The 15,962-nt window shown below is 55.7% G+C and carries 16 protein-coding genes and 1 riboswitch; of the genes, 8 read left to right on the top strand and 8 right to left on the bottom strand.

Annotation, left to right across the window (positions count from 1 at the left end):
* Window positions 1-88: 88 nt before the first annotated feature.
* Window positions 89-886, bottom strand: a complete 798-nt coding sequence (locus RUE5091_RS21650) for an inositol monophosphatase family protein (RefSeq protein WP_058284024.1) — start codon at window positions 884-886, stop codon at window positions 89-91.
* Between the two features lie 652 nt (window positions 887-1,538).
* Here RUE5091_RS21650 and RUE5091_RS21645 point away from each other — a divergent pair.
* Window positions 1,539-1,745, top strand: a complete 207-nt coding sequence (locus RUE5091_RS21645; protein WP_131726361.1) for a hypothetical protein — start codon at window positions 1,539-1,541, stop codon at window positions 1,743-1,745.
* A 19-nt stretch (window positions 1,746-1,764) separates the two neighbouring features.
* On the top strand, window positions 1,765-3,024 hold the full coding sequence (locus RUE5091_RS21640; RefSeq protein WP_058284022.1) for an aminotransferase class V-fold PLP-dependent enzyme: 1,260 nt from the start codon (window positions 1,765-1,767) through the stop codon (window positions 3,022-3,024).
* A gap of 43 nt (window positions 3,025-3,067) precedes the next feature.
* Here RUE5091_RS21640 and RUE5091_RS21635 read toward each other — a convergent pair whose 3' ends face one another.
* Window positions 3,068-3,367 (bottom strand): CcdB family protein, encoded by a 300-nt coding sequence (locus RUE5091_RS21635; protein WP_058284021.1) that lies wholly within the window; start codon window positions 3,365-3,367, stop codon window positions 3,068-3,070.
* A complete protein-coding gene (locus RUE5091_RS21630; RefSeq protein WP_058284029.1) occupies window positions 3,367-3,597 on the bottom strand; it encodes a type II toxin-antitoxin system CcdA family antitoxin in 231 nt (76 codons plus the stop codon). Before RUE5091_RS21630 ends, RUE5091_RS21635 begins: the two co-directional genes overlap by 1 nt.
* Window positions 3,598-3,842: 245 nt before the next feature.
* Between RUE5091_RS21630 and RUE5091_RS21625 the strand changes: the two genes are divergently transcribed.
* The 4 genes from RUE5091_RS21625 (at window position 3,843) to RUE5091_RS21610 (ending at window position 8,262) form a co-directional block, all read left to right on the top strand.
* Window positions 3,843-4,892, top strand: a complete 1,050-nt coding sequence (locus RUE5091_RS21625) for a GDP-mannose 4,6-dehydratase (protein ID WP_058284028.1) — start codon at window positions 3,843-3,845, stop codon at window positions 4,890-4,892.
* 51 nt (window positions 4,893-4,943) lie between these two features.
* Window positions 4,944-5,048: riboswitch (TPP riboswitch) on the top strand.
* A 31-nt stretch (window positions 5,049-5,079) separates the two neighbouring features.
* The gene (gene thiB, locus RUE5091_RS21620) at window positions 5,080-6,060 is read left to right on the top strand and encodes a thiamine ABC transporter substrate binding subunit (RefSeq protein WP_058284027.1); all 981 of its coding nucleotides are present in this window, start codon (window positions 5,080-5,082) and stop codon (window positions 6,058-6,060) included.
* Window positions 6,036-7,583 (top strand): ABC transporter permease family protein, encoded by a 1,548-nt coding sequence (locus RUE5091_RS21615; protein ID WP_058284020.1) that lies wholly within the window; start codon window positions 6,036-6,038, stop codon window positions 7,581-7,583. The genes thiB and RUE5091_RS21615 overlap by 25 nt, the downstream gene beginning before the upstream one ends.
* Window positions 7,570-8,262: a thiamine ABC transporter ATP-binding protein gene (locus tag RUE5091_RS21610; protein WP_058284019.1), complete on the top strand. Its 693-nt coding sequence runs from the start codon at window positions 7,570-7,572 to the stop codon at window positions 8,260-8,262. The genes RUE5091_RS21615 and RUE5091_RS21610 overlap by 14 nt, the downstream gene beginning before the upstream one ends.
* Before the next feature lie 88 nt (window positions 8,263-8,350).
* Here RUE5091_RS21610 and speB read toward each other — a convergent pair whose 3' ends face one another.
* The 4 genes from speB to RUE5091_RS21590 all read right to left on the bottom strand — a co-directional run bounded on the left by speB (window position 8,351) and on the right by RUE5091_RS21590 (window position 12,303).
* The gene (gene speB / locus RUE5091_RS21605) at window positions 8,351-9,316 is read right to left on the bottom strand and encodes an agmatinase (RefSeq protein ID WP_058284018.1); all 966 of its coding nucleotides are present in this window, start codon (window positions 9,314-9,316) and stop codon (window positions 8,351-8,353) included.
* Between the two features lie 21 nt (window positions 9,317-9,337).
* Window positions 9,338-10,618: a TRAP transporter large permease gene (locus RUE5091_RS21600; RefSeq protein WP_058284017.1), complete on the bottom strand. Its 1,281-nt coding sequence runs from the start codon at window positions 10,616-10,618 to the stop codon at window positions 9,338-9,340.
* Complete coding sequence (locus RUE5091_RS21595; RefSeq protein WP_058284016.1) at window positions 10,615-11,220, bottom strand: TRAP transporter small permease; 606 nt, start codon at window positions 11,218-11,220, stop codon at window positions 10,615-10,617. Before RUE5091_RS21595 ends, RUE5091_RS21600 begins: the two co-directional genes overlap by 4 nt.
* A 66-nt stretch (window positions 11,221-11,286) precedes the next feature.
* Window positions 11,287-12,303 carry a TRAP transporter substrate-binding protein gene (locus RUE5091_RS21590; protein WP_058284015.1) on the bottom strand — a complete coding sequence of 339 codons (1,017 nt, stop codon included), beginning with the start codon at window positions 12,301-12,303 and terminating at the stop codon, window positions 11,287-11,289.
* A gap of 149 nt (window positions 12,304-12,452) precedes the next feature.
* On the opposite strand from RUE5091_RS21590, the gene RUE5091_RS21585 reads away from it, so the two are divergent.
* Window positions 12,453-13,346, top strand: a complete 894-nt coding sequence (locus tag RUE5091_RS21585; protein ID WP_058284014.1) for a LysR family transcriptional regulator — start codon at window positions 12,453-12,455, stop codon at window positions 13,344-13,346.
* Between the two features lie 21 nt (window positions 13,347-13,367).
* On the opposite strand, the gene RUE5091_RS21580 is transcribed toward RUE5091_RS21585, so the two are convergent.
* Window positions 13,368-14,069, bottom strand: coding sequence for a GntR family transcriptional regulator (locus RUE5091_RS21580; RefSeq protein WP_058284013.1), 702 nt, complete (start codon window positions 14,067-14,069; stop codon window positions 13,368-13,370).
* A gap of 138 nt (window positions 14,070-14,207) precedes the next feature.
* Here RUE5091_RS21580 and RUE5091_RS21575 point away from each other — a divergent pair, with 138 nt between their 5' ends.
* Window positions 14,208-15,944, top strand: a complete 1,737-nt coding sequence (locus RUE5091_RS21575) for a thiamine pyrophosphate-binding protein (protein ID WP_058284012.1) — start codon at window positions 14,208-14,210, stop codon at window positions 15,942-15,944.
* The last annotated feature ends 18 nt before the right edge of the window (window positions 15,945-15,962 follow it).

Here is a 15,962-nt window from a genome sequence, read left to right as displayed (position 1 = left end):
TCATGAACACGGTGCCGGTCTCGATCGCATCGCCCACACGCGCCGCCCGGTCCACCTGTGCCGCTCGCGTCCGGGCGGCACCCTAATCCTAGCCGTTCACCAGATTCAGCAATTCCGCGTGCAATTCGGATGTCGCTGCCGAGATCACTCGACCGTCAGACTTCAGGTCGAGCGGCTTGCCTTCCCAGTCGGTCATGACGCCCCCTGCAGCCTCAATCACGGCCAGAACAGGCAAAAAGTCATAGGGCTGCAGGTCATAATCAACCACCGCATCCACATGCCCCGCTGCAAGTAGGGCGTGCGGGTAGCAATCATATGCGAAACGGCGGGTCTGCCCGGATTGCATCAGTTTTGCGAAAAGCGAAGGGTGATCGCGGTAGATCTTGTCGCCTTCGTTCACAAACAGAATGGATTGATCCAGTCGCTTTTGGTTCGAGGTTGTAATTATATCTCCGTTCAGCGTCGCACCCTGACTGGGAACACCCGTGAAAACTTCGTTCAACGCAGGCATACCGATCACGCCGATATCCGGCTTTCCATCGACCAGGTGCCCGAGCAGAAAGCCGAACAGCGGATGCCCTGAAAGGAATGACCTTGTGCCGTCGATCGGATCAATGATCCAGACTTCACGGCAATTCTGCCCCTCAAACCCGTGTTCTTCGCCAAAGATGCCATGATCCGGAAAATGTTGTTCCAGATAGGTGCGTACCTGCGCCTCGACACCCTTGTCGGCTTGTGTCACCGGACTTTCATCCGACTTGAACTCAACACCCAGTTTTCCACGAAAATACCCTCGGGCAGCAGTGTTGGCCAAATCAGCAACCGCCATCGCATGCGAAATCAGATCGGCCGTTACCGTCGGTTTCGAGCTTTTTGGATTCAGCATCCGGGTTCGTCCTGTCTGTTTATGAATTGTGGAGCCATGGTTTTAGTAGTTCTGAAAACGTTATATGAAACCCGGCCGTAGCTACGGTTCCTGTGAACGTGTTTGGGGACGCAATATTTTGATCGAAATGGGCGTTGAAAAGGTACCTTGGCTGAGCATTCGACCTAATCGGGATCGCATTTTTCCAATTAGTTGCCCTCTCCAGACCTTGCGCATCTGTGGTGTTTGGGTCGAAACCACGATTGAGATGGCCAGTGCGAGTTGGACCGCTTGAGCCAGCAATCCAATCCTGAATTTTTAGGCTTTTGTGTTCTCGCGGCATTGGATTAGGGATTCTCGTTGTCATTTGCTCTATAATTCCACAAATTCGGACAAATGCAACTCAGGAAAGCCGATTTTATTTGTTTACAGCCATCAAGTGTGGGTTTTTGGGGATATTATTCTTCATTGATAAATGCAGAATCCCCTCAGTCGTGGTAGGTCAACCAGTCGAATTCTGTCTCTGCGTTTGGGCGTTCTAGTGATGATAGCCAGCGGACCGCCACTGACGAGCGATGGCGGTGGCAGACACTGTGATGTCGTCAATGCGCCAGACTTAGCTATTCCGCCGTATCATCCTTGGATTGCAGAAATGCTGTATTGGGGCATTCGAATGGCTGATAAGACCTTGACCAAATGGGTGAACCAGTTGGTGGATACTGATTTGGACAAACGCGTCATCCCTGCGCTTAGGGCGGCGATGACGGGTTGTGCGGATGTTGAGCAATTGCTGAGCCCCGCTGAATGCTACGACATATTGACCGTCAGGCCCATCGCCAACGCCGCACCCAGCGGCATGATCACAAGCCGCGCGCCCTGACAACTTACAGGACTGAACTATGATCCAGAATAACCCCACCCTTATCGACGCCATTCGCGACCGGTTTGCCCATGTTGATAGTTGCCCGTTTCAGGGCGAGCGTATCTTTTTCGAAAACGCTGGCGGTGCGCTGACGTTGAAATCCGTTGCTGACACCTCGGCCTTTTACGCTGCGATCCCCGACAATCCAGGACGCATCAACCCGGCGGGGCAGGAAACTCAGAATGTGATTAACAAGGCCAAGGATGATCTGGCGGTCCTCATGAACGCCTCGGGAGGGCAGTTCTTTGCAGGAGAAAGCGGGACCGAATTGCTGTTTCGGATGATCCGCACCGCCTGTCTGGCCGCACCCAAGGGTGCCAAAGTGATCGGGTCGTCGATCGAACACCCCGCCACGCGCAGCGCCGCGCGTCGCTGGTCTGAGATTGCCGGTCTGGACTACGTAAACGTGCCGCATAACGACGAAACCGGTCTGGTCACGCCCGAGGACTACACCGCGCGGATGACCCCGGACGTGGCGGTGGCGACAATCCTGCACGCCTCGCCCGTGACGGGTATGGGCATGGATGTCGCGGCGATCTCGTCCGCGATCCGGGCAGTGGCGCCGGAATGCTTGATCATTGTTGATGGCATTCAGCACGCCGCCCACGGGCAGCTGGATCTGGATGTCTACAATGTCGATGGCTATGCGATCTCGCCCTATAAGGTGTTTTCGCGCCATGGCTACGGCATTGCCTGGATTTCCGACAAACTGACCACCACGCCGCATGACATGCTGATCGACGCGCCTGCGAGGGGTTGGGAATTCGGTACTCGTGACACCGGGTCTTACGCGACCGTGTCAGATGTGGTGTCCTATTTTGACTGGCTGGGTGGAGAAGTGTCAGACGAGACCGAGCCGCGCAAGCGGATCGAGGCCGCGGGTCGCGCCATTCATGCCTATGAGACGCACCTGACCAACGCTGCCATCAATGGGACCGGTAATCTGCCGGGCCTGCGCGATATGGCCCACGTCTCCATTCTGGCCGGGGCAGACAATCCCGCGCGCGAAGGATTGGTGTCGATTGTGGTCAACGGGCACGCTTCGGAAAATGTGGTGGAGATTTTGAACCAACAGGGTATCCGCACCCATACACGCAAGGCCGATCACTATTCCGGCAATGTTCTTACACCGCTGGGTCTGTCGGATTGCATCCGCATCTCGTTCTGTCACTATAACACCGAACAGGAAATCGCCCGCCTTCTGGGTGCCATCAAAGTTCTGGGTCTGGACGGCTGACGAAGGTTTTCAGATCTATTCGAACTACGGTACTTCACGGTTGTCAAAAACCCTGCATAAGCATGTCTATGGCAACCGTGACCCGATCAGCCTCGTCTTTCAGGTTTGCGGTTGGCGATTTTAAAACTCCAACCGGAACCGCGGCCATGAACTGGGTGACCATGGCAAACTGTTCACCTTGAATAGTGAATACCGGATTAAGCCGGGTTGCCGGTTTTGGGGCTTTTGCCAACTGCATCAAAGGCGCTACAACCCGCGTATTCAGGTCGCCAAGCAGATCGGTTTGGATGTCCAGCAGGTAACCTTCGCCGGACGGGTTCGGAAAAACATCGTATTTTGGCATCAGAACTGTCTGAATTGGTCCAGCGGCAGACCATGCTGTTCAACATAGTCGTTCGAGCTTTTGAGGGCCTCGGCGTTTTCAGCTTTCCACTGTTCGGCTTTTGCCGCGGCGACCGCAATACGAACACCTTCCTCGGCTGCGCGGGAAAGGTTGACCTTTAAAGCCTTGGCCTCGGACAGCAATGTGCTGTCCAATGACAGATTGGTTGGTTTGCGCGATTGAACGTTCATCTGACATGCCCTTTCATGAGCAAGGATAGTCGCATCAAACATGCGCGTCAAATATGCGCATGGCGAGTGGTTATAGCCTGTGAGTTTGCCGACGTCAGACCTGCGGAGAGACAGGATTTACGCAGTGTTCAAAAGATGCGGCTGTAGAAGAGAAGAACGTGACCTGCGATTTCTGTGGTGGAAACTTCCATTAATCTCGCTCTAAATAGCCGAGGAACACCATGATTTTTAACAAAGGCAACATTATGCAGTGCGTTCTCATTACTGGTTCGGCCGGCTTTATCGGCTTTCATCTGAGCAAACTGCTGCTTGCCCAAGGTTATCGCGTGGTGGGATTAGATGCCCTGAACGACTACTACGATGTTTCTTTGAAAGAGACCCGCCATGACATGCTGACGCATGAACCTAATGGTGCGCACTTTACGCCGGTCATTGGCAAGGTTGAAACTCCGGGTCTGATGATGAGTTTGTTCGAAGAGCACCGGTTTGACTATGTCATCCATCTGGCTGCGCAGGCCGGGGTGCGGTATTCAATCGAAAACCCGCGCTCGTATCTGGAAAGCAACGTAATCGGAACCTTTGAAATTCTTGAGGCGGCGCGGGTACATCCGCCCAAACATATGCTGCTGGCTTCTACCTCTTCGGCCTTTGGCGCCAATACCGAGATGCCCTACAAGGAAACGCAGCGCGCCGACCATCAGATATCGTTCTACGCGGCCACCAAGAAATCGACCGAAAACATGGCCCATTCTTATGCCCATCTGTTCGATCTGCCGATCACCATGTTCCGCTTTTTCACTGTCTATGGGCCTTGGGGGCGTCCGGACATGGCGCTGTTTAAATTCACCAAAGCGATCTTCGAGGGCGAGGCGATTGACGTCTACAATCATGGGAACATGAAACGCGATTTTACCTATGTCGACGATCTGGTCGAGGCGATCTGCCTGCTGATGGACGCTGTGCCAATGCGCCCCGCAGACGGTCAGGTCCCCGAAGGGGACAGTTTGTCGCCAGTGGCCCCTCATCGGGTGGTGAATATTGGCAACAATGATGCCGTGCAGCTGACTGCGTTCATCGAAGCCATCGAAGCCGCCACCGGCATCACGGCAGAAAAGAACATGATGCCCAGACAACCCGGTGATGTGCTTGACACCTGGGCCGATGCGTCACTGCTTCAGGATCTGACTGGCTATCAGCCCAGAACCTCGGTCCAGGAAGGTGTGGCCGAGTTCGTCAAATGGTACCGCGAATTCTACCGGCCGAACGCCGCTGGAGCGGACAGGATCAATGGCTGATCTTCAGACCGATTAAATTGGTTGTCTTTTATTCCGTTCCGACCTACTGACATCCTCACCTCGGGGTGCGTGGCCTGCCGCGCTGAGATGCCATTGGCGAACCCGTAGAACCTGAACCGGCTAGAACCGGCGGAGGGAAAGGTAGCGGTTTCATCCACCTTGCCCTCTCGCCGCAATGGAGGATGACATGAAACATCTGATGATTGCTGCGGGACTTCTGAGTGCAACAGCGGCTGTCGCGGCCGATAAACCTCAGCTGACCGTTTACACTTATGACAGCTTTGTCTCAGACTGGGGTCCCGGCCCCAAAGTGGAAGAGGCTTTCGAGGCAGTGTGCGACTGCGATCTGAACCTTGTGGGTGTCGAGGATGGTGCAGCGCTGTTGTCACGCCTGCGGCTTGAGGGTGAAAACACAGACGCTGATGTCGTACTAGGGCTGGACACCGGCCTGATTTCGGCGGCCAAGGAAACTGGCTTGTTCGCCCCGAATTCGGTCAGTGCCGATTATACCCTGCCGATTGAATGGCCGGATGACGTGTTTGCACCTTATGACTGGGGCTATTTTGCTTTTGTCCATAACGCAGATGGAGCGGCACCTGCCAATTTCCGTGAATTGGCCGAGGGTGAGTCCAAGATCATTATCCAAGACCCGCGCTCGTCCACTCCGGGTCTGGGGCTGTTGCTGTGGGTCAAGGCAGCTTATGGTGACGAAGCGCCCGAAATCTGGGCCGGGCTTGCCGATAATATCGTGACCGTGACCAAAGGCTGGTCCGAGGCCTATGGGCTGTTTCTTGAGGGTGAAGCGGACATGGTGCTCAGCTACACCACATCGCCCGCTTATCACCTGATCGCGGAAGAGGATGCAAGCAAAGCGGCGGCGGCCTTTGACGAAGGGCACTATATGCAGGTCGAGGTTGCGGCAAAGCTGGCCAGTAGCGATCAGCCCGAACTGGCGGATCAATTTCTGGAGTTCATGGTCTCGGACACGTTCCAGCAGATCATCCCGACCACCAACTGGATGTATCCGGCGGTAACTCCTGCTGCGGGTCTGCCCGAAGGGTTTGACACGCTGATCACGCCGGAAAAATCCCTGCTGTTCACACCGGACGAAGCCGCTGCCGTTCGGGATCAGGCGCTTGCGGAATGGCTGGGCGCGCTCAGCCAGTAAGCCCCTGGCCGGGTGTTGGCGCAGCGGCACTGGTTGCTGCGCTGATATTGGGCACTTTGGCCGCGGTGGCCCTGCGCGCTGATACAGCGGGCGGGTTCGGCCCGGCCGATTGGGCGGCGTTGCGCTTTACGCTGGTTCAGGCGGTGTTGTCTGCCCTGTTCAGCGCAGGGCTGGCTATTCCTGTCGCGCGAGCGCTTGCCCGGCGTCGGTTTCGTGGGCGGTCGGCCTTGATCGCTTTGTTGGGTGCCCCCTTTATCCTACCGGTCATTGTAGCGATCCTTGGGCTGTTGCAGGTTTTTGGTCGTGCTGGGTGGATTTCTGACATCTTAGGGCTGTTTGGTCTGCCGCCATTGCGCATCTACGGCTTGCACGGGGTAGTTCTTGCCCATGTATTCTTTAACTTGCCTCTGGCCACGCGCCTGATCCTGCAGGCGTGGCAGGAAATCCCAGCAGAACGGTTTCGTCTGGCCGCGCAATTGGGGTGCGACGGCTTTACGATGTTCCGCTTGATCGAACTGCCCATGCTGCGGCGTATCCTGCCGGGCGTTCTTGCCGTTATATTCGCGATTTGCCTGACAAGCTTTGCTGTCGCGCTGACCCTTGGCGGGGGCCCCCGCGCAACGACACTTGAACTCGCGATCTATCAATCTTTCACCTATGATTTCGATCTTGGCCGCGCAGCGCTGCTATCCGGGTTGCAGCTGGCCCTGACCGCTGTTGCCGCGTTGGCCGCTTTGAAGTTCTCGCGCGGTGATGGGTTCGGAGCAGGGTTGGATCGAACCATACGGCGATGGGACGGTGGCGCGCCCGCGGTCGATGCGTGCTGGATCGGAGTCGCGGCGGCGTTTCTACTTCTTCCTTTGGCTGCAGTGGTGATATCCGGGCTTACCGGGCTGTTCGAGATGCCTGCCTTGGTATTCCGTTCGGCGGTGATCTCGGTCTTGGTCGCAGCCACGAGTACCATTGTTTTGTTGATACTCGCTCTACCCATGGCCATGGCGGTGGCAACCGGTCGTCACGGGATTGTCGAGCTTAGCGGTATACTGGGGCTGGCGGCATCGCCTTTGGTAATTGGCACGGGACTGTTCATCCTAATCCGTCCTGTGGCCAACCCGGTTACACTGGCCTTGCCGGTAACCGCGCTGGTGAATGCTGTCATGGCCTTGCCTTTCGCTCTGCGCATTCTAGTACCAGCGGCGCATGATGTGGTGGTGCGGCACGGGCGGCTTGCCCTGTCGCTGGATATGGACAAGAGAACGTTTTTTACGCGTGTTTTGCTGCCCCGGATGCACCCACAGATCCGCTTTGCCGCTGGTTTGTCAGCCGCGTTGTCGATGGGAGATCTGGGAGTTATTGCCCTGTTCGCCGATCCACAGATCGCGACCTTGCCCTTGCAGATCTACCGATTGATGGGCGCGTATCAGATGCAAGCGGCGGCCGGTGCGGCGCTGTTGCTGTTGTTGCTTTCAATGGGGGCCTTCTGGCTATTGGATCGCGGAGGGCGGTTGCATGCTGAAACTTGATGGCTGCGTAATCGAGAACGGAAAATTTTCGTTGCGGGCTGATTTTGCCGTCGAGGCCGGTGCTAGTATAGCCATTATTGGGCCGTCCGGCGCAGGTAAGTCGACGCTGCTTGAGGCGATTGCCGGGTTTCGTGACCTCAAACAGGGAAAAATCTTCTGGGACGGATATCTCATATCCAAACTCGCCCCGGGCAAGCGCCCATTGGCCATGCTGTTTCAGGATGGCAATCTATTTCCGCACCTGACGGTCGAACAGAATATCTCTTTGGGCCTACGCTCGAACGGACGCCTATCCATTGACGAACGCTCAGAGGTCCAGTTCGCACTGGATCGGGTTGCCTTGTCGGGTCTGGGTGATCGTAAGCCAGCCGAGCTTTCTGGGGGGCAGCAAAGCCGGGTCGCTCTGGCCCGGGTTCTTGTACAGCGCCGTCAGATGTTGTTGTTGGACGAACCGTTTGCTGCGCTAGGGCCTGCGCTGAAGGCCGAAATGCTTGATCTTGTGGCCGGGTTGCTGACCGAGACAGGAACAACCCTGCTTATGGTCAGCCATGACCCGCAGGACGCGCGCCGTATTGCCTGTCAGACTATTCTTGTTGCTGATGAAAAAGCACATCCCCCAGCGCCCACCCGGTATCTATTCGACAATCCTCCGCCCAGTCTGCGAGACTACCTGGGGTAGGGGCATTGGATGAAAATCTGCGAATGGAAGGTCGCAGCCCGGCGCCAATTTGAAGAGTTTCTGCGCGCCGGACTGACGGGGAGGGACCTTATTTCCGGTTGTGGAAAATGAACCCGAGGAAGTTCAGCAGCAGTTGCGCCGCAAGAATCTGCGTGCTTTCGGTCTGGTCATAGGCGGGGGCGACCTCGACCAGATCAATACCAACTACATTGCCACGTTTGCTGAGCCCCTGAACAATTTCGAGAACATCGTAGTACTGAAATCCGCCATGGCTGGGGGTACCTGTTCCGGGTGCAATCGACGGGCAGAACGCGTCGATATCTATGGTGACATAATAGCGTGCACCTTCGGGGATACGATCCAGAACGCCCTCGGTTCCCAGTTTGCGGACCTGACGGACCGACAGGATATCAGAGCCCCGCGCCCGCGCATCCTCATAACCTTCTTTCGCGGTCGAGGACACATTGCGGATGCCCAACTGGGTCATGCCCGAAACGTAATCCTTTTCGATTGCTCGGCGCATCGGGTTGCCGTGACCTTCGGTGATGCCTTTGCGTTCATCCACGAAATCCAGGTGCGCGTCAATCTGGACCACGTGGATGGGTCCGTTCTTTGCGCAATCCTCTGCAAAGGCACGGATACAGGGAATGTTGATTGAGTGATCGCCACCGATGGTCACCGGCAGAGCACCCGCATCGAGGATTTTCTTCACGCCATATTCGATGTTGGCATGGCTTTCCTCGGTCTTGGTGTGGATGATGTCGGCGTCGCCCAGATCGACGATACGCACATCGCTGGCCAAATAGGTCGCATCATCCTCGTGATCATAGGCTCCGGCGTGACCAAAGCTGAACAGGGTGGACGCCTCGCGCACGGCGCGCGGCCCAAAACGGGCGCCGGATCGATACTGGCACCCAAAATCATATGGCGCGCCAAGGACGGCGACATCGGCGTCAATTTTATCCCAATTCTCGACATAAGGCTTTTTGCCAAAGGTCGCGATGCCAACAAATGGCAGGTTCAGACGACCATCTTCATATCCATGACCCGACATGAGTTCTCCGTTTCTTATGGTTTATCGGTACGCCAGTTCCGGCAGGAACAGCGCGATTTGAGGGAAAGCCATCAGCAGCCCGGTCACAACCAAGAGGATGATCAAAAAGGGCGGCACACCGCGAACCACCTCGACAAAGGGGCGACGGAATACGGCGATGGCGGTGAACAGGTTGCAGCCAAAGGGTGGCGTGGCGGCACCGATGGCGACTTGCAGGGTGATCAGGACACCGACCAGAACCGGATCCAACCCGCTGGCCTTGATCATCGGCGTGAAAATGGGAACCAAGATCAGGATCACCACGATCGAGTCGACGAACATGCAGCCGAGAAAAAACGCCACGTTGATCGCCAGCAGCACCATAAGCGGGCTGGCCTGTTCCAGTCCCAGAGCTGCGATTATGGTCTGTGGTACCTGCGCAAAGCTCAGCGTCCAGCTAAAGGCGGCACCGGCGGCAATCAGGATGAACACGACCGAGGTGATAGCCCCGGTGGACAGTGCTATGTCAAACAAATCACCCATCTTGATCGAGCGGAATATCACCACCTCAAGAATGACGGCATAAAGCACGCAGATCGCCGCCGCTTCGGTGGGTGAGAACACGCCGCCATAGATACCCCCGACGATAATCGCCGGAAATCCCATCGGCCATAGGGCCTTGCGCAGCGCGATCAGGCGCTGTCCCCACCCCTCGCGAGGCAGCACAGGGATATCGTGTCGGTAAGCGTACACCATGCAATAAGCCGAGAATAACACCACAATCAGCAACCCGGGCAAGATGCCCGCGATGAAAAGCTGAGAAATTGACGTCCCCGAGACCACGCCATAGATGATCATGCCGATGGATGGCGGGATCAGATAGGCCAGATCAGCGGCGTTTACGATCAACCCGATCGAAAAGCTGTCGCTATAACCCGATTTCAACATCCGCGGCCGCATCGCACCACCAATGGCCACCACTGTCGCCTGTGTTGATCCGCATACTGCGCCGAACAGGGCGCAGGCCGAAGTGACGGAAATGGCCAGACCGCCTTTGATATGGCCCATAAAGCTCATCACAAGGTCGATCAGCCGGTTGGCGGAATGGCCCCGCGTGATGATGTCAGCAGCCAGAATGAACATCGGCACCGCGATCAGCGCGGCCGGTTTCACACCCCCGATCATCTGCTGGATCAGGATCTGCATGTTCATCTCGGGGAAATAGACGAGGAACCCCAGCACCGCCGCTGAAATCAACGGCATTTTCATTGGAAAGCCTGCCAAAAGCAGAACGATCATTACAGCCAGCATCAACTCGGTCATTTGTCTGCCTCCGCAGTATCCTGGAATTTCTTGATGGCTGACGCTGTTTCCGGATCTTCATAGCTGTCAATTTCGAGGTACGAGACATAGACATCCTCGTCTGCGAAGTTCAGATTCCGGATTGCAGTCAGAAGGTATTGGAACGAGGCCAGTGTCAACCCGATCACCACCCAGACATAGGTCAGGTAAAGCGGTAGCTGCAGCGCCGGGGTGATCCGCCCGCGCGAGGCGACTTTCTGCACATATTCAAACGCGTACCAGGCGAGCACGGCCATCACGACGGCTGTGGTGGTGGCGATCACGACCATCAGGCCTTTGCGTAGTTTGATAGGCAGCGCGTCATAGATGGCCGACATACGGATATGAATGCCCTTTCGGGTGGCATAGCCCAGCCCCATGAAGGTGACGATCACGATCAGGAATTCGTTCAGCTCTTCCGAGAAATAGATGGACTGGTTGAACACATACCGGCCAAAGACGTTGGCAATCGTGTTCACGGCCATCAGAGTGATCCCCCAGCCCAAGATCCAGATTTCGATCCGCCCGATGACGGCGTCGATCTTTCCCAACAAGCCGAAGGGAGCGACAGTATTGCTTTGCATGATTTCCTCCCTTTGAAAGCCCTCACGCGCAAGGCGCGTGAGGTAGTTTTGAGTGGGCGGGAGGGATCAGTTGCCCGACAGTTCCGCCTGCAACGCGTTCAGCAATTCCTGACCACGGTCGCCGACCGTATCGACATAGGCGGAAGAGGTGTCCGTGCTGCGGGCGCGGAAGGCATCACGCTCTACTTCAGTCAGAACGACCAGGCCGATGTCAGGCTTGGCTTCTTTGATGATGTCCAGACGCTGCTGGTTGAAATCGGTGACGACGCCATCAATGAACCCGGTCATGTCGGCCATGGTGTCACGCACCAACTGTTGACGGTCGGGGCTGAGGGTCTCGAACCAGTCCGAACCGGCCACGACGGTGGTGACAAGCTCTTGCTCGCCAGCCCAGATCAGGTGGCTGGTGACTTCGTAGAACTTCATTTCTTCGATGGTCGGGATCGGGTTGACCTGACCGTCAACTGCACCCAGTTGCAGCGCGCCGAACACTTCGCCGAATGGCAGCGGGGTCGGGCTGGCGCCCATATTCTTGTAGGTCTCGAGCAATATCGGCGACACCATCACCCGCATCTTGAAGTTGTCGAAATCTTCTGGTGTCCGGATTTCGCGGTTGGTGGTCCAGACCTGCGGCCCTTCGGAATACATAGTCATGACTTCCAGACCACGCTGGCGGAAATCATCGTTCAGCGGGCCATAGATGGTCTCCGAGCCGCTCAGGATGTTTGAGATCGCCGCCGGATCAGAGGGCAGAAGGTACGGCAGCAAGAAAACCTGGCTTTCAGGCACCACGGTGCCCAGATTGCCAATCGACACATTGGTGAACTGGATAACGCCGTCAGCGGCCTGTTCAACCGTTTCGGTGGGCGTGCCCAGTGTACCCATCGGATAGACGGTCACAGTTACTTCGCCATCGGTCGCGGCTTCGATGCGGGATTTGAACTCCTGCGCGTAGGCATCCATGATCGAGCCGGGAATCTCTTCGATTGCGAACTTCCAGTCTTCGGCCAAAGCCGCGAGAGGGGTCAGGCCCAGCAATGCAGCTGCGGCAGTTATCTTGAGGGGACGAGAGGTTAAGGTCATGTTGGCTTCTTCCCTGTTGCCTTATTGGGTTTGGTCTTCAGGGATCAGGACAGCATAGAAAAATACGCAAAAAAATATCATCTTGTTTATGTTCACATGAGAAGTTTTAATGTAAATTTGCGCGACAACTCCCGAAAGGTAATTCGGCATTGAAACTGCTCAGAAATACTCTGCTCGAGACCTTCGTGACGGTTGTTGAATGCGGCGGGTTTACGGATGCGCAATATGCGTTGGGCATTACGCAATCAGCAATCAGCATCCGAATCCGCGATCTGGAAACGGCGCTTGGCTATCGGATATGCGAACGCGGTCGAGGCGGGTTTCGCCTGACTGAACGGGGGGAAATCGCCTATCGCAAAGCCGGGGACATCCTGCGCAGTGCCCGCGATTTCGATGCAGAATTGCTGGAATTGCGCGGGACCATTACAGGGGACCTGCGGATTGGAACCGTCGATGCGGTCAATACTCTGGCCGAGCTAAATCTGGCGCAGGTTCTCAAGCGTTTTCTGGACCGGCCCAATGAAGTACAGCTTGAGGTCGTCGTCGCATCGCCTACGGAATTGACACAGAAACTGATTACTGGGGACTTGCATGTAGCAATCGCCCCCTTCCGCAATCAGGTTTCGGAACTGACCTATACTGAACTGTGCCAAGAAGAGCATCGCCTGTATTGCGGGCGGGATCATCCCCTGTTTGATTTGCCGGACGATCAGATTGATCTGGATGTAATCTCGGAACACCAAATCTGTCAGCGATCCTATAACATTCTGGTTTCGCCGGTGCTGCAGACTGTCCATCCAAAAGCTGTCGTGGCAAATATGGAGGCGATGGCAATGATGATTGAAACCGGGCACTATTTGGGGCCACTTCCGGTTCACTTTATCGAGACCTGGGCTCACCGCGATCGACTCAGAGAGCTTGCACCGGACAAACTGAACTGGAACTCGACCTTTTACCTCGCCACACGGCCGTCGGTGGTCCATAGGCGGGCGGTTGAGATTTTGGTTCAGGACATCATTGAATCCTGTCTATCAGGCGAATAGTCCTAGCCCCGTTCAATCACTTTATGCGTCGTCATCAACAATATAGATTTCGGCAAACGCTTTGGCGACGGCTTCGGTAGTTTCCTCGCGTCGACGTTCGATATGTTTCCGGATGGTGTCGACCGCAGCACTTTCTTCTCGGTTCGCTATATACTGCATGATCGTGCTGTGGCTGGGAATCCGGCTGCTTGCAGTATCAGCCCCTCCGTTCAGATAGGCATGCTTCAGGTCAATGAGACGGACGAACCGGATGCGTGCATTGAGGTTTTCAAGAATGCGCACGAGTTCCTGATTTTTGGACCCTTTGGCAATGTCCACATGGAATTGTTCATCCAATTCCAGCAAGCGTCCGGGGTCTTTGCATTGATCATATTCGGTCAGAACCCTGCGCAATGTCTCAAGCAATGCTTCAAGCTGGCTATCCGAGGATTTACGAATGGCCAGCCGCACGGCTTCTGTCTCAACCGCAATTCTGGCTTCGTACAGGGACAGAATCTGAGAGGGGCTCAGCGGGCGGCAGAAAAACCCCCGTCGGGCTTGAAAGGTCAAAAACCCTTCGGCCACCAGACGGTTCAGTGCTTCGCGGACGGGCGTCCGACTTGTGCCAAAGCTTTTCGCCAGCGCAACTTCGTTGATCTGGGATTCTGGTTTGAACTCAAAGTTCTCGGCCATCTTGCGCACAAGGTCATAGACGCGGCCAACACGATCTTCGGTTTTTGTCATCCGGTTTCCCTACGGCAAGGATCAGGCTTTGGACTAACAGGTTTTTGCCGAAGTTTGAACTGAGTATTGACTGGTCGGCAATATTGTATAATTAATTGTCGACAATTCAATCAAGCAACGCTCGAAGCGGAGAATACAATGGTGAATCCGGCAGGTCCCATGCGGATGAACGGCGCGCAGGTCATCCTGAAGATGCTGGAACTTCACGGCGTACGCCATGTGTTCGGTCTGCCCGGTGAAACGACAATCGGCTGGTACAAGGAATGGCGCGCCCACAGCGATATCGAGTTTGTTCTGACACGCGATGAACGCACAGCTTCCTACGCGGCTGAGGCCTATGCCAAAATCACTGGACGTCCTTGTGTTCTTGAGGCCCCAAGCCCGGGCATCACCCACTGCACACCCGGCATCACCGAGGCATTCCTCAGCTCGGTTCCGGTAATCTTTTTCAGCTCGGACATCCCGATCAATCAGGACAAGAAACATGGGCTGACCGGGGTCGATCAAACCAGGCTCTATGACAGTATTTGCAAGGAAAGCTTTGTCCTGACAAATGTAAAGGACATCCCCTTTTTGTTGCGCCGTGCCTTCCGCGTGGCAACGTCGGGGCGCCCTGCGCCGGTTCATATCCGGGTGCCCATCAACATTTATGGCGAAGAGGCCGAGATCGGCGATCTTTATGCAGAGCCTGAATACAGCCATTATCCGGCCCATCGTCCCGTCGCGGATCATGGGAAGATTCGCGCCGCCATTGATATTCTGATCAAGGCGGAAAAACCGGCCATCGTCTGCGGGCAGGGAGGGCTTATTTCCAAGGCGTCGGATGTCATTTTAGAATTGGCAGAACTGCTGCAAATTCCCGTTGGAACCACTACGCCGGGCAAAGGCACCATTCCCGAAGATCATCCTCTGGCTCTGCGTGTGATCGGTGGTCGGGGCGGCATGGAATATTCAAATCAATACGTCCATGAGGCCGACACGATCTTTTTCATCGGCTCAAACACGGACAGCGCGGCGACTGATCACTGGAAGCTGTATGGCGACCCAAACAGCAAGACCTTCCTACATCTCGACATTGCCGAAGCCCATGTTGGCAACAATTTTCCGGTGCAGGTCGGTATGGTGGGCGATGCGCGCGCCAGCATTGAATATATGGTTGAGATTATCCGGGCTGAGCACCCCAACCTTGACCGGCCCAGAGTTGATTTGAACCCCGTCAAAAAGACCGCGCTCGATAAGGTCTTCAACTCAAACATCCCCATGCCCGAAGGCACACTGTCACCCGTGCGGCTGTCGCAGGTGCTGGACAAAATCATGCCTGATGACGCGGTGGTGACCTCGGAACCGGGTGTCAGCGCGATCTATCCATCAGCGCTGTTGACCTTTCGCATACCCGGCCGTCGTTACATCACCAATTATTCGATGGGTGCCCTGGGATACTCGGTTCCCGCCTGTATCGGGGCGGCTTATGCCAATGACGGCCCGATAATCTCATTCACTGGGGACGGGTCTTTTGGTTTTGTGATCGGAGATATGGAAACCCTCAAACGGTCGGGCAAGAACGTAACCGTGATCCTGACCCGTAACGATGCGTTTGGCTGGATTCGCGGCGAAGCAATCCTGCTTGATGACGTTGATGAACCTTGGAGCACCGATTTCGGGGCCGTCGATTATGTCAAGGTGGCCGAAGGTTTCGGCTTTAAAACGGCTCGTATCACCTCAGAGGCTGATATCGAGCCAATCCTGTCAGAAGCCATAGCCAACCCGGGGGCGAACTTCGTAGAGATCATGGTGCCCTCACAAGACAAAATAATTCCGTTTGTGCCCAACTGGGTCCGTGCGGCGCGTGAGAAAAACCTGCCGCATTTTTATTGATGTCGGTTGGGCGATGGC

Origin of the sequence: Ruegeria denitrificans (assembly GCF_001458295.1) — a bacterium.
Taxonomy (GTDB): Bacteria; Pseudomonadota; Alphaproteobacteria; order Rhodobacterales; family Rhodobacteraceae; genus Ruegeria; species Ruegeria denitrificans.
The sequence above is the reverse complement of the archived record's forward strand: the minus strand, read 5'-3'. Positions and strand labels throughout refer to the sequence as shown.

Coding starts and splice junctions, on each gene's coding strand:
- RUE5091_RS21650 (WP_058284024.1), bottom strand. CDS start 886: ATGCTGAATCCAAAAAGCTCGAAACCGACGGTAACGGCCGATCTGATT.
- RUE5091_RS21645 (WP_131726361.1), top strand. CDS start 1,539: ATGGCTGATAAGACCTTGACCAAATGGGTGAACCAGTTGGTGGATACT.
- RUE5091_RS21640 (WP_058284022.1), top strand. CDS start 1,765: ATGATCCAGAATAACCCCACCCTTATCGACGCCATTCGCGACCGGTTT.
- RUE5091_RS21635 (WP_058284021.1), bottom strand. CDS start 3,367: ATGCCAAAATACGATGTTTTTCCGAACCCGTCCGGCGAAGGTTACCTG.
- RUE5091_RS21630 (WP_058284029.1), bottom strand. CDS start 3,597: ATGAACGTTCAATCGCGCAAACCAACCAATCTGTCATTGGACAGCACA.
- RUE5091_RS21625 (WP_058284028.1), top strand. CDS start 3,843: ATGCAGTGCGTTCTCATTACTGGTTCGGCCGGCTTTATCGGCTTTCAT.
- thiB (WP_058284027.1), top strand. CDS start 5,080: ATGAAACATCTGATGATTGCTGCGGGACTTCTGAGTGCAACAGCGGCT.
- RUE5091_RS21615 (WP_058284020.1), top strand. CDS start 6,036: ATGGCTGGGCGCGCTCAGCCAGTAAGCCCCTGGCCGGGTGTTGGCGCA.
- RUE5091_RS21610 (WP_058284019.1), top strand. CDS start 7,570: ATGCTGAAACTTGATGGCTGCGTAATCGAGAACGGAAAATTTTCGTTG.
- speB (WP_058284018.1), bottom strand. CDS start 9,316: ATGTCGGGTCATGGATATGAAGATGGTCGTCTGAACCTGCCATTTGTT.
- RUE5091_RS21600 (WP_058284017.1), bottom strand. CDS start 10,618: ATGACCGAGTTGATGCTGGCTGTAATGATCGTTCTGCTTTTGGCAGGC.
- RUE5091_RS21595 (WP_058284016.1), bottom strand. CDS start 11,220: ATGCAAAGCAATACTGTCGCTCCCTTCGGCTTGTTGGGAAAGATCGAC.
- RUE5091_RS21590 (WP_058284015.1), bottom strand. CDS start 12,303: ATGACCTTAACCTCTCGTCCCCTCAAGATAACTGCCGCAGCTGCATTG.
- RUE5091_RS21580 (WP_058284013.1), bottom strand. CDS start 14,069: ATGACAAAAACCGAAGATCGTGTTGGCCGCGTCTATGACCTTGTGCGC.
- RUE5091_RS21575 (WP_058284012.1), top strand. CDS start 14,208: ATGGTGAATCCGGCAGGTCCCATGCGGATGAACGGCGCGCAGGTCATC.